The organism is Arthrobacter sp. MP_M4 (assembly GCF_035984855.1).
Taxonomy (GTDB): domain Bacteria; phylum Actinomycetota; class Actinomycetes; order Actinomycetales; family Micrococcaceae; genus Arthrobacter.
This window is the reverse complement of record NZ_JAXCHX010000001.1, coordinates 419,552-431,821: the sequence shown is the minus strand read 5'-3', so window position 1 is coordinate 431,821 and position 12,270 is coordinate 419,552. Positions and strand designations below refer to the sequence as shown.

The window sequence follows — 12,270 nt, the reverse complement described above, 5'->3', positions numbered from 1 at the left end:
CGTGGCGGTAATCACTGCCCTGTTCATGGTGGTGCTGCTCGGCATCACCGCGATCGTGGTTGACGTTGGCATGATCTACGCCGAACGCTTCGAGTTGCAGAACGGGGCCGACGCCGCCGCTCTGGCCATCGCCCAGGACTGCGCCGTGGGCAACTGCGCCAACGCCGGCGCCACTGCCACCCGGTTGGCGGGTAAGAACTCCCATGACGGCGTTTCTGTGGCCACGGCAATCATCGCCGGAAATTCCGTCACAGTCCGGGCCAGCACCGCTACCCCGGACGGGGGCACCGCCATCCAACACTGGTTCGCCCCAATCCTGGGCATCAATTCCACCACCGTGGAAGCCGTCGCAAAAGCGTCGTGGGGCAGCCCGTCGAAGGCGTCGGTCTTTCCCTTCACGGCCCCCCGCTGCATGTTCGACGCAGCTCCCACAGATGTTGAGCTGTGGATCACCAGCACGTCCACCTGCACCGGAGCAGGCGGAAAAACCCTGCCGGGAGCCTTCGGCTGGCTGGATGAAGACGAGAAAAAAAGCTGCAGGGCATCCGTTGACGTGGACCAGATCATCGGCGGGGAACCCGGCAAGAGCGGGCCGCAAAACTGCGATATCGATGGCAAGGTCATCTTGTTGCCGGTGTACGAAAGCGCATCGGGTCAGGGCAACAACGTCTCCTACGTCATCGACGGTTTTGCCGCCTTTAAAGTCTCTGCCCACAGCTGGCCAAGCGAGCAGAGATCGGAGCCGGGTTGCGTCCACTGCACCGGCATCAAAGGAACATTCATCACACTGGTCTCCCTCGCGGATCTCCAGTCGTTCGGCGTTGAAGAGCTCGGCGGAGAGTCACTCAACGCCTTTTTCGTCGCACTAAGCCTCTAGGAGCAATCACCGTGAAGAGCAGAGTCCTGGCGTTGGTAGCCGCCGCCGTGCTGGCCATCGCTGGAAGCTTCTTGCTGATCGCCTACACGAACGGGGCGGAGCAGCGCGCCTTGGCGGGCGTCCAAACCGTCGACGTGCTGATCGTCAGCGCGGCAGTGCCCGCCGGCACTCCGGCCGACGTCGTGCTGCAAAGCGCCACCAGGCAGGAAGTGCCAGCAAAAGCCCGGCCCGCGGACGCCGTTACTGATCCGGCTGCCCTCGGCGGACTGGTCACCACCGTGGATTTAGTCCCCGGCGAACAGCTCCTGAGCACCCGGTTCCGGGACCCGGCAACAACGCAGGAGCCAGGGAGCATCACCGTTCCGGCCGGGATGCAGGAAGTATCGATTCTCCTGGAGCCGCAGCGCTCGGTCGGCGGACTGCTGGAGGCCGGCGACACGGTAGGGGTGTTCATTTCCTTGGCAACCCCGCCGGAAACCACCCACCTCACGCTGCACAAGGTCCTTGTCACGGCCGTGCAGGGAGCCGCCGCGGCGGAAACGAAAGACCCGGCCACCGGAGCCGGCACGGGCGCCGCATCCAAGTCCGTGATGGTCACCCTTGCGCTGACCGCCGCCAACGCCGAGAAACTGGTCTACGGGCAGGAATTCGGGACCATCTGGCTTTCCGACGAACCCTCAACCGCAGGGGAAGACGGCACACGCGAACTGACCCGTGAGGGGGTCTACAAGTGAGCCGGTATGTTGTAGTGACCGATGACGCCGCCCTGCCCGGGCGGCTCCGGAGTGCGGCCACCGGCCAGCTGGACGGCGTGGTCCACCAGTGGCAGGGTGCCAGGTTGCCGGTCTGGCCGGCCGATATTCGCAACGAGCTGGCGGAACCCGGGGACCTCGACGTCGTGGTTCTGGGCCCGGGGATGCCGCTGGACCTGGCGTTGGCGCTGACAACAAAATTTGAAGCCGAATCCCCGGACGTGGCGGTGCTGCTGGCAGCGCCGGCGGACCCCGGCGTCGTGCTCTCCGCGTTGCGTGCCGGAGCCCGCGACCTGCTGGAGCCGGATGCCGACGCACCCGCCATCACCGCCCTGCTTCACCGCGCTGTGGGCAGCGCCGGCCGCCGCCGAAGCGCACCGTCGGACCAAACCGCTCCAGGGGGAAGGGCGGGCCGGGTCATCGCCGTGGTCTCCCCCAAGGGGGGCGTCGGGAAAACGACAGTCGCGAGCAATCTGGCAATAGGCTTCGCCAAATCGGCGCCACACGGCACCGTGTTGGTGGACCTGGACCTGCAGTTTGGCGATGTGGGCAGCGCGCTGGCAATCACGCCCGAGCATTCGGTGTACGACGCCGTACACGGGCCCGCGCGACGGGACACCATGGTGCTGAAAACGTTTCTGAGCGCCCATCCCAGCGGCCTTTACGCCCTTTGCTCGCCGGACTCCCCCGCCGCAGCAGCGGAATTGACCGGAGATGATGTCACCCACCTGCTGGAACAACTGGCCAGCCAGTACCGCTACGTGGTGGTGGACACCGCACCGGGCCTGTCGGACCACACCCTTGCGGCCCTGGACAAGGCAACGGACTTCGTTTTCGTCAGCGGGCCGGATGTTCCGGGCGTCCGCGGGATGCGCAAGGAACTGGACGTACTCGCCGAGCTGGGGATGCACCCGCTCAAACGGCATATGGTGCTCAACAGCGCGGACTTCAAGGCAGGCATAACACTGCGCGATGTCGAATCAGCCCTGGGAACCAGCATCGATGTGGTGATACCGCACTCCCGTGCCGTGGCCCTCTCCACGAACCAGGGCTCTCCGCTGCTCTACGGGACTGCCCGGGGACCGGCAACCAAGGCTTTTCAAAAACTACTCGCCCGCTTCGTTGCCCCGATCGCCTCGCCGCGGCGGTACGGGCCACGCCACCGGATAGGTGCCTGATGAACCTCGCCGAACGACTGCAGGCTGCCCGCGGTGCGGCCGAGCCTGCCCCCGCCGCACCAGTCCGGCAGGCTCCTGCGACGCCGGCCAGCAGCGCCCCGGACGCCGGCTCCACCCGGGCGCCCGGGAAGCAGCAAGCGTCAGTCCCCCAGGCTGCCCTTAGTGCCCGCAAACCCGCCGTGGCGGAAGCGCCCCCGGCTCGGGACGCCCTGGCCAAGTTGAAGGACCGCGCCGGCTCCATCTTGTTCGAAAGGCTGGGTACCCGGCTGATCGATACCTCCCTGACGGAGGACCAGCTCCATGCCCTGGTGCAGCAGGAACTGATCGAAGTGGTCGAGGCCGAGGAAGTGCCGCTGACCAAGGATGAGAGGCAACGGCTGATTAAGGGCGTGAGCGATGACGTCCTCGGCTACGGGCCGCTCCAGCGACTGCTCGACGACGAGAGTATCACCGAGATTATGGTCAACGGCCCGGACATGATCTATGTCGAGCAGCACGGTAAGCTCGCCCGCAGCAGGGTCCGCTTCGCCTCCGAACCACACCTCCGCAAAGTCATCGAACGGATCGTGGCACGCGTGGGCCGCAGAATCGATGAGTCCTCACCGCTGGTCGATGCACGTTTGGCCGACGGATCCAGGGTCAACGCCGTCATACCGCCCCTGGCCGTCAACGGATCGTCACTGACCATCCGTAAATTTGCCACCGACCCCTTCCAGGTCCACGATCTCATCGGTTTCGGCACACTCTCCCCGGAAATGGCGGAGCTGCTCAACGCCTGCGTCAAAGCCCGGCTCAACATCATCGTCTCAGGCGGCACGGGAACGGGTAAGACAACGCTGCTCAACGTGCTGTCCTCTTTCATCCCCGAGGGCGAACGCATCGTCACTATTGAAGATGCCGTGGAACTGCAGCTGCAGCAGGACCACGTGGTACGGCTCGAGAGCAGGCCCAGCAACATCGAAGGCAAGGGTGAGATCACCATCCGCGATCTGGTCCGCAATTCCCTCCGCATGCGGCCCGACCGGATCGTCGTCGGTGAAGTTCGCGGCGGCGAGACCCTGGACATGCTCCAAGCCATGAACACCGGCCACGACGGTTCACTTTCCACCGTGCACTCAAACTCCCCCCGTGACGCCATCGCACGCCTCGAAACCCTCGTCCTGATGGCCGGGATGGACTTTCCCTTGCGGGCAGTCCGGGAACAAATTGCCTCCGCCGTGGATGTCATCGTGCAACTGACCAGGCTTCGGGACGGCACTCGCCGCGTCACCCACGTTACCGAGGTGCAAGGCATGGAAGGGGAAGTTGTGACCCTCCAGGACGCGTTTGTATTCGATTACAGCGCGGGACTGGATCTGCAGGGCCGCTTCCTGGGCAAGCCCATGCCCACCGGGGTCCGGCCCAAATTCACGGACCGGTTCAAGGACCTCGGTATCGAACTCTCACCCGAGGTCTTCAACCCTGTTCCCGTAGCGGCCCGGGCACGATGAGGAGGGCATCCCCATGGCACTGATCCTGGGATTCCTGTTGTGCTACACCGCGCTGGGCATCATCGTCCTGTTCGTTATAGCTCCGCGGAGGCCCGAAACCCTGCTGAACCGGCCGACGGCAGCCGCCGCCGGACACAACACGCTGGCCGGGGGCGTCGGTGCTCGGGCCACCGCCGCCGCCGAATCCCTGCTGAAGCGGCGCAACTACACCGCCGCGATGGCGGGAGCACTGGAACAGGCCGGCCTCGGCATCAGGGCGCCCGAGTTTGTTGTGCTCGCGCTGGCGGCGGCGGCCGCGATCGGAGCCGGCGTCCTGGCCACAGTCGGACCGTTTCCGGCGCTGTTGTTCCTGCTTCTCTCGCCCCTTGGCGCGCGCTTCCTCTTGCGGTTCCTCGCTTCGCGGCGGCGTGCCCAGTTCTCCGACCAGCTCGATGAGACCCTGCAGCTTTTGGCTGGAGGCCTTCGTGCCGGACACAGCCTGCTGCGGGCCATTGATGCGGTGGCAGGGGAAGCTGAGGCCCCGACCACCGAAGAGTTTTCCCGGATCATCAACGAAACAAGGCTTGGACGTGATCTGGGAGAGGCGCTGGACGATGCCGCCTCGCGGATGCGGTCGGAAGATTTTTCCTGGGTGGCGCAGGCCATCGCCATCCACCGCGAGGTGGGCGGCAACCTCGCGGACGTTCTGGACCAGGTTGGCCAAACCATCCGGGAGCGGAGCCAGATCCGAGGTCAGGTGAAGGCGCTCAGCGCCGAAGGAAAAATTTCGGCGCTCGTGCTCATGCTGCTTCCTTTAGTGATCACCGTCGCGTTGATGCTCATGAGCCCGGGCTACATGGACCCGATGGTACAGACCCCCTTGGGGCTGATGATGATCGGTGTGGCCGCCCTCCTCTTCACCGCCGGCGGCCTTTGGCTGCGTAAAGTCGTCCAATTCAAGTTCTAAGTCAGGCCCGAAAGGAGGAACGTTTGCATGTCAGCTATTCCCATCACAGCTATTGGCTTACTCCTGGCTGCTTTTGTCCTGGCGTTCTGGGCCGTCCTTCGAACCCGCGTTCCCGGGAAGGACTCCATCCAGGAGAACCTGTCCCGCGGCCTCATTGCCACGAAAAAGCCTGCAAAAACCAAGGGCTCCCTGTTGGAAGCCTATGCCGGCCGCTTCACACCGAAGCGTTTAGTGGCCAACCTGGACCGGCAGCTGGCCCTGGCGGGCCGCCCTGCCGCCTGGCCGCTCAAAAGACTTATGGCAGCAAAGGTTGCCGGGGCCATCATTGCCATCGCCCTCGGACTCCTGCTGATCAAGAGCGATCCAAGCGCCAAGACCATGTGGCTCTCGTTTGCGGTGTCCGTCCTCGGCTATTTCATTCCCGACCTCCTGATTTACAGCAGGGGGGTCGAGCGCCAAGCCGCCATTGGGCTGGAGTTGCCCGACACCCTTGACCAAATGACCATCGCGGTGGAAGCAGGCCTTGGTTTCGACGCTGCGATGTCCCGGACCGGTCAAAACGGGAAAGGGCCGCTGGCCGCCGAGCTCGTCCGGACCCTTCAGGACATGCAGATCGGAATGTCGCGCCGCGAAGCCTACCTGGCCCTTGCCGACCGGACCGGCGCCCAGGATCTGCGTCGCTTCGTCAACGCCATCCTGCAGGCGGACCGGTACGGAATCTCGATTTCGGCCGTCCTCCGGACCCAGGCCAGCGAAATGCGGAGGAAGCGCAGGCAGCGGGCCGAGGAGCAGGCCATGAAAATTCCGGTTAAGGTCCTTTTTCCACTGATGCTGTGCATCCTGCCGGTTCTCTTCATTGCCTTGCTCGGCCCAGCCGCTATCAATGTCGTAAATACGCTGAGTGGGCAGTGAAAGCGGATCAACACGGCGCCGGGACTGCACCGTGTCCTGGTGGTTCTCCGGCCCGCCTGTGCGCTTCACGCGGAACTACCCCGTGGGCGTCTTTCCTCCGGCCGTCCTTGACCTTCACCTGCACTCCGGGTTTTCCCAAGGTCCGAAAGTAGCCTTGAACTATGGTCATTCCGGGGTCGAGCGAGGGCGACTGCAGCACCAACGGCGTCTGCTTTTGCGCAGCCCCGGACTCCGGGCCCGGCAAACGGGTGACTCCGGGGGCCGGACTGCCGCTGCTGGACTTGCAGGTGCTCCGGCAACTGGAAGTCGAGATGGGCGATCCAGCCGTGGCCCGGTCCTTCGCGCAGGACTACGTCCGGATCTGGGAGAAGCGGATCCAATTACTTATCCGATCCGTTGCCAACGGAGACCCGTATGCGGCCATGGACGCAGTCCTCAGCCTGAAGAACTCCGCCCTCATGGTGGGAGCCTCCCGGCTGTCCGCCCTGGCCTTGGAACTTGAAGACATCATCCCGACGAAAGGCTTCTCTTCAGCGCCGGCAAGGGTGGCCGTCATCGCCGAAGTCGGCAAGGCCACGAATCAAGCCCTGCAGCGGTGTTATTTAGCGCAGAATGATTAACTTCCAGCGTGGTGTTGGATTACTCCGCGCGCTTCGGCGCGCGCCGGTACCCTAACCCGCGAACAGTAATCAGCCAACGGGGGTCTTGCGGATCTTCGCCGAGCTTGCGGCGGAGATTCCCGATATGGACCTCGACAGCCCGTTCATCGGCTCCGCTGATGTAGGTGTCGTCCCGGAAATGCTCGCCCCGCACCACGCGTACCAGGTCGGAGCGGGTTCGAACCGCGCCGGTCCCCCGCAGCAACTCGTGCAGAAGATCGAATTCGCTGCGCGTGAGCACCAGTTCCTTGCCGCGCGAAACCACTGTCCGGCTGGCCGTGTTCAGGGAGAGCCCGTTGTGGCGCAGCACCTCGCCGTATCCGGCCTGTCCGGCGTCGTCACCATCGGCATCAGGGTGGTGCACAGCGCCCATGGCTGCCGCGACCGCCCCACCCGAAACATCCCTGCCCGGGCCGATCCCGGTGCCGGCGCCGGCCGCGGCCGGCACCGCTGCCTGCCGGGGGCGGCGCATCATGGCTGTGATACGGGCCCGGAGCTCCCGGGGGCGGAAGGGTTTCACCAAATAGTCATCTGCTCCGCCCTGCAAGGCAGAAACTGTGTCCAGCTCCTCATCCCGGCCCGAAATCATGACCACATAAGCGTCGCTGAACTGCCTGATCCGACGCAACACTTCGAAGCCATCGATATCAGGGAGCCCGACATCCAGAGTAATGACACTGGCCTGGCGGTGTTTGGCCAAGGCCACGCCGTCGCTGCCGGTCGCCGCTGAATGCACCTCGAAGCCCGACTGCCGGAGTACAGCGTCGAGGAGGCCACGCACGTCGTCATCATCTTCAATTACTACGGCTATACCAAGATCGCTCACTACTGTCCCTGTCCCTCTATCCGACAAATGTTTCCCTACAGCCCGGCGCCAGTGCAGAAACACTTCCAGACAACCCACGCTACAACGTCGGCGGGCTGGACCCTTTCAATTCGCCGGATCAGTTTATGAGCCGCCACCCGCCGCGTCACTTGTCCCATTGCTGCTGCCGCCCCGTGCATAATGGTCTTCATGCCACGGTCAATGCACTTGCGGTCAAGGAAAACCAAGAACGCCGGCCAGATAGGGACACAATATTGCGTGAGCAGTTACTGGTCAGCCACACGGACCGTTTCTTTCGACGACTAAGGCCCCGGCTTCAGGTCGCCCTGTGCCAGCTGCCGTTGACGATCCTGCTGGCCGGGCTGGCCGCGGCGGCGCCCGCGGTCTGGCCCACCCTCCTGGACAACTGGATCTTCCTTGCCTCCATTCTCCTCATGGCAGGACTCTTCGGGGCGTGTTTCCTGGTTCCGTGGGAAAGGCTGCCGGCCAATGCATACCTTGCTATTCCGATCTTTGATTTCCTCGTCATCGGGCTCGCCCGCAACGGCGCTCTTCCAGCAGTTGCCGGCCTCGGTATTCTGGCCATATTTCCCGTTCTTTGGCTTTCAATCTCCGCCGGTTTCGCCCGTACCACCGTTTTACTCAGCTTCGTTTGCACCCTGCTGATCACGCTGCCGTCGGCGGTGCAAGAATTTCCCAACATTTCACCCGCGGACATGACAACCGCAATTCTGCTGCCTTTGATGATGCTCGCGGTTTCTGTGGCCATCCGGTTCGCCAGCGCCAACGTCCGGGTCCAACGCCATAGGCTGGAACAAAAAGATAAGGAAATGCGTGAACTGCTGGTGGACAGCAGGAGGCGTGAACGGCTCCTGAAGACAGTTCTGGACACTATCGACGTCGGGATTGTTGCTCTCGACGCCGACGGCCGGACCACGCTGGTCAACGACCAGCAGGAAGTCTTCCACCGGGCCGCCCGCCCCGATGCCCCGGGCGCCCCGGCCGAAGAGTCCCGCCAGCTTATCTTCAGCCAGGACCGTGTGACGCCCCTTCCCGAGGACAAACGGCCGATTCACCGGGCTCTGGCGGGAGAGACGTTTGCGGACTATCTCGTGTGGATCGGCGAGGCCGCAGAACAGCGGGCCATCTCGACGGCGGCACGGATCATTCGGAACGAGGACGGCGGTTTTAGCGGGGCAGTCATCGTTTACAGCGATGTGACCGGTCTCGTGGAAGCCCTGGCGGCCCGGGAAGACCTCATCTCGAACGTCTCGCACGAATTCCGGAGTCCGCTGATGTCGGTCCTGGGAAACGTGGACCTGGTGCTCGGCGAGGTGGACGGCCACTCTCCCGTCGCCGTCCGGAGACTCGAAGTGGTCCAGCGCAACGCCGAGAGGCTACTGTCCCTCGTCTCCGACTTACTCGTGTCCGCGTCCGCGGTTTTGTCCGTCCATCCACGACGGACGGACCTCGCCGGGCTGGTCGAGACCAGCCTGGGATCGGCACAGGCGCAAGCCGACGCCACCGGCGTTTCGCTTTCCATGGATGTTCCGGAGCCGCTGTGGGTCCACGTGGATCCGCTGCGGATCAGCCAGGTCCTGGACAACCTCATCTCCAACGCCATCAAGTACTCACCGGACGGCGGTACCGTACTTGTCACTGCCGGAGTCCGGGGCGGCCAGGTGCTGCTGGAAGTGAAGGACAACGGCATGGGCATGACCGCGGCCGACGCGGAAAAGGTCTTTACCCGCTTTTATCGGAGTCCGGCCGTCCGGGAGGGATCCATTCCCGGGGTCGGGCTGGGGCTTTCGATTACCAGGGCAATCATTGAGCGCCACGGCGGCACCATATCCTGCATTACCCGCCCCGGTTACGGCAGTACTTTTTCAGTTGCGCTGCCGGCGGATGCTGAGCAGCACTCCCTCGAGCAGGACCTTACTGGCGCAGCGCCCGGGTCAACTCGGCCCTAGCCAGCAGCCCGTTCGATGAAGGGTAGGACACTTCCTCCAGGACCAGAGGATGCGGAGCCGCCAGCACGGACTTTGCGTCCCGCTGGCGGGCCTGCAGCCGCTCGTGCAGCCACCCGGGCTCTTCGACGCCGGCGCCGACGAACAGCGCGGATCCCACCAGCGACCGGACCATGTTGTGGCAGAACGCGTCTGCCTGGACGGTGGCCACCAACACCCCGTCGGTGCCGCGGGAAAACTCGAAGCGCTGCAACTCCCGAACGGTGGTCGCCCCTTCCCGGGGCTTGCAGTAGGACCGGAAATCCTGCAGTCCCAGCAGCTGGGAGGCCCCGTCATTCATCAGCCCGACGTCGAGCTCTTCCCGGTGCCACAGCGTGGAGGTCCTCCCCAGCGGGTCCCACAGGGCAGGACCGTCGGCAATCCGGTAACTGTACCGGCGCCAGAGTGCGGAAAACCGGGCATCAAAACCCTTGGGAGCGGCGGCAACCTTGTGGACTTCGATGGCGCCGGTGAGATCGCCGAGGCCACGGCTGAGGGAACCCCGGATCCGGCGGAGAAGCGCGACGGCGGGGTCCAGTTCCGCGCCGCGGTTCAGGCCAATCCATTCCGCCTCGGTGAGGTCGACGTGGACAACCTGACCGCGGGCGTGCACGCCGGCGTCGGTACGTCCGGCGACCGTGACCCTGACGGGCCGGCGGATGAGCATCGCGATGGCATCTTCGAGGGTCCCCTGGACGGTGCGCCGTCCGGGCTGCACGGCCCACCCGCTGAAGGGTCCTCCGTCGTACGCAAGATCCAGCCGGACACGCAGAAACCCGCTGCCCCCTCTCAAGGGGGCAGCGGGTTTCTGGTGGCTCATAGACTTAAGTCTATGCGAAGGAATCAGTGAATTACTTCGCGTCCTTTTCGGACTTGGTGGCTGCAGTCTCGACGACGTCAGCTTCCGGTGCTTCTTCGGTAGCTGCTGCTTCGGTCTCGACGACGTCAGCTTCCGGGGCCTCTTCAGTCTCGGCAGCTTCGGTCTCAACAACCGGGGCGGCTTCGGCCTTGTCGGCGTCCTTCTTGGCAGCGTCGCGCTGGGCGGCGGAGGTAGCCTCGGCTACCACTGCCTGCTTCGCGGAAACCGGCTCGAGAACCAGTTCGATGACAGCCATCGGAGCGTTGTCGCCCTTGCGGTTGCCGATCTTGGTGATGCGGGTGTAGCCACCGTTGCGGTTCTCCACTGCCTGGGCAATGTCGGTGAACAGCTCGTGGACGATGCCCTTGTCGCTGATCAAACCGAGTACACGGCGGCGGGAAGCCAGGTCGCCACGCTTGGCGAAGGTCACCAGGCGCTCGGCGTACGGCTTCAGTCGCTTGGCCTTGGTCACCGTGGTGGTGATCCGCTTGTGCTCGAACAGTGCGGCGGACAGGTTCGCGAGCATAAGACGCTCGTGAGCCGCTCCGCCTCCGAGGCGCGGACCCTTAGCGGGGGTAGGCATAATAGTTTCTCCTCATATGGAAGCCGTTGGGCTGCGCACACCATGGTGCATCCAGCCGGCAGGCCAAGATCTGTTTGTTAGAGTTCGTCGTCGCTGAAAGCGGCGTCGTCCTCTTCAATTGCTGCGGCGCGTGCTGCGAGGTCAAAACCGGGAGGCGAGTCCTTGAGGGACAGGCCCAGTTCAACCAGCTTTGCCTTGACCTCATCGATGGACTTCGCACCGAAGTTACGGATGTCCATGAGGTCGGCCTCGGAGCGGGCCACGAGTTCACCCACGGTGTGGATGCCCTCACGCTTGAGGCAGTTGTAGGAACGGACGGTGAGGTCCAGATCCTCGATCGGGAGAGCCATGTCCGCTGCCAGGGCAGCGTCCGTCGGCGACGGGCCAATCTCGATACCTTCAGCTGCGGTGTTCAGCTCGCGGGCAAGACCGAACAGTTCCACCAGGGTGGTGCCTGCCGAAGCAACGGCATCGCGCGGGGCGATGGCCTGCTTGGTCTCGACGTCGACAATGAGCTTGTCGAAGTCAGTGCGCTGCTCAACGCGGGTAGCTTCCACGCGGAAAGTAACCTTCAGGACCGGCGAGTAGATCGAGTCGACCGGAATGCGGCCGATCTCGGAGTCGCCGGACTTGTTCTGAGCTGCCGAAACGTAGCCGCGGCCGCGCTCGATGGTCAGTTCGAGTTCGAACTTGCCCTTCGAGTTCAGCGTGGCAATGTGCAGATCCGGGTTGTGGAATTCGACGCCGGCCGGCGGAGCGATGTCCGCGGCCGTGACGACTCCCGGGCCCTGCTTGCGCAGGTAAGCAACAACCGGCTCATCGTGCTCGGAGGAGACCGACAGGTTCTTGATGTTCAGGATGATCTCAGTGACATCTTCCTTGACACCCGGGACCGTGGTGAACTCGTGCAGCACGCCATCGATCCGGATGCTCGTGACAGAGGCACCGGGGATGGAGGAGAGCAGGGTACGGCGGAGGGAGTTTCCGAGGGTGTATCCGAAGCCGGGCTCCAACGGTTCAATGATGAAACGGGAGCGGTTGTCGGAGACGACCTCTTCGGAGAGGGTGGGGCGCTGTGCAATGAGCACTTAGGTTTCCTTTCGGCGAGCATCCGCTATATGACGCAACACAGGTGGTGGAAAGATCGGTCTGAGGACTTAACGCCGCCGGGCTTGCCCGGAC

The 12,270-nt window shown here is 64.0% G+C and carries 12 protein-coding genes; 8 read left to right on the top strand and 4 right to left on the bottom strand.

The genetic code is table 11. The features are described 5' to 3' along the window. The first annotated feature begins 1 nt into the window (after position 1). From RCH15_RS02155 to RCH15_RS02125, 7 genes are all read left to right on the top strand, one after another. The gene (locus tag RCH15_RS02155; protein ID WP_326957548.1) at positions 2-877 is read left to right on the top strand and encodes a pilus assembly protein TadG-related protein; all 876 of its coding nucleotides are present in this window, start codon (positions 2-4) and stop codon (positions 875-877) included. Positions 878-888: 11 nt separating this feature from the next. Then, the gene (gene cpaB, locus RCH15_RS02150; RefSeq protein WP_326957545.1) at positions 889-1,611 is read left to right on the top strand and encodes a Flp pilus assembly protein CpaB; all 723 of its coding nucleotides are present in this window, start codon (positions 889-891) and stop codon (positions 1,609-1,611) included. A gap of 14 nt (positions 1,612-1,625) precedes the next feature. Continuing rightward, positions 1,626-2,807, top strand: coding sequence for an AAA family ATPase (locus RCH15_RS02145; protein WP_326957543.1), 1,182 nt, complete (start codon positions 1,626-1,628; stop codon positions 2,805-2,807). Continuing rightward, positions 2,807-4,297 (top strand): CpaF family protein, encoded by a 1,491-nt coding sequence (locus tag RCH15_RS02140; RefSeq protein ID WP_326957541.1) that lies wholly within the window; start codon positions 2,807-2,809, stop codon positions 4,295-4,297. The genes RCH15_RS02145 and RCH15_RS02140 overlap by 1 nt, the downstream gene beginning before the upstream one ends. Before the next feature lie 13 nt (positions 4,298-4,310). Next, positions 4,311-5,243 carry a type II secretion system F family protein gene (locus RCH15_RS02135; RefSeq protein ID WP_326957540.1) on the top strand — a complete coding sequence of 311 codons (933 nt, stop codon included), beginning with the start codon at positions 4,311-4,313 and terminating at the stop codon, positions 5,241-5,243. A gap of 27 nt (positions 5,244-5,270) precedes the next feature. Next, positions 5,271-6,155: a type II secretion system F family protein gene (locus RCH15_RS02130; protein WP_326957538.1), complete on the top strand. Its 885-nt coding sequence runs from the start codon at positions 5,271-5,273 to the stop codon at positions 6,153-6,155. Between the two features lie 161 nt (positions 6,156-6,316). Continuing rightward, entirely contained in the window at positions 6,317-6,775 is a 459-nt protein-coding gene (locus RCH15_RS02125; protein ID WP_326957536.1) for an Hpt domain-containing protein, read from the top strand. Between the two features lie 19 nt (positions 6,776-6,794). Here the strand turns inward: RCH15_RS02125 and RCH15_RS02120 are convergent, their stop codons facing one another. After that, positions 6,795-7,640, bottom strand: coding sequence for a response regulator transcription factor (locus tag RCH15_RS02120; RefSeq protein ID WP_326957534.1), 846 nt, complete (start codon positions 7,638-7,640; stop codon positions 6,795-6,797). Between the two features lie 254 nt (positions 7,641-7,894). Here RCH15_RS02120 and RCH15_RS02115 point away from each other — a divergent pair, with 254 nt between their 5' ends. After that, on the top strand, positions 7,895-9,610 hold the full coding sequence (locus tag RCH15_RS02115; RefSeq protein ID WP_326957532.1) for a sensor histidine kinase: 1,716 nt from the start codon (positions 7,895-7,897) through the stop codon (positions 9,608-9,610). On the opposite strand, the gene RCH15_RS02110 is transcribed toward RCH15_RS02115, so the two are convergent. The 3 genes from RCH15_RS02110 to RCH15_RS02100 form a co-directional block, all read right to left on the bottom strand. Beyond that, positions 9,576-10,466, bottom strand: a complete 891-nt coding sequence (locus RCH15_RS02110) for a tRNA pseudouridine synthase A (RefSeq protein ID WP_326957530.1) — start codon at positions 10,464-10,466, stop codon at positions 9,576-9,578. The genes RCH15_RS02115 and RCH15_RS02110 overlap by 35 nt on opposite strands. Positions 10,467-10,497: 31 nt before the next feature. Continuing rightward, positions 10,498-11,088 (bottom strand): 50S ribosomal protein L17, encoded by a 591-nt coding sequence (gene rplQ, locus RCH15_RS02105; RefSeq protein ID WP_326957528.1) that lies wholly within the window; start codon positions 11,086-11,088, stop codon positions 10,498-10,500. 77 nt (positions 11,089-11,165) lie between these two features. Then, positions 11,166-12,176: a DNA-directed RNA polymerase subunit alpha gene (locus RCH15_RS02100; RefSeq protein ID WP_024366109.1), complete on the bottom strand. Its 1,011-nt coding sequence runs from the start codon at positions 12,174-12,176 to the stop codon at positions 11,166-11,168. Positions 12,177-12,270: the final 94 nt, after the last annotated feature.

Bases quoted from the DNA above. Each gene is read 5' to 3' on its own strand.
- RCH15_RS02140 (WP_326957541.1), top strand. From the start codon at position 2,807: ATGAACCTCGCCGAACGACTGCAGGCTGCCCGCGGTGCGGCCGAGCCT.
- RCH15_RS02135 (WP_326957540.1), top strand. From the start codon at position 4,311: ATGGCACTGATCCTGGGATTCCTGTTGTGCTACACCGCGCTGGGCATC.
- RCH15_RS02130 (WP_326957538.1), top strand. From the start codon at position 5,271: ATGTCAGCTATTCCCATCACAGCTATTGGCTTACTCCTGGCTGCTTTT.
- RCH15_RS02125 (WP_326957536.1), top strand. From the start codon at position 6,317: ATGGTCATTCCGGGGTCGAGCGAGGGCGACTGCAGCACCAACGGCGTC.
- RCH15_RS02110 (WP_326957530.1), bottom strand. From the start codon at position 10,466: ATGAGCCACCAGAAACCCGCTGCCCCCTTGAGAGGGGGCAGCGGGTTT.
- rplQ (WP_326957528.1), bottom strand. From the start codon at position 11,088: ATGCCTACCCCCGCTAAGGGTCCGCGCCTCGGAGGCGGAGCGGCTCAC.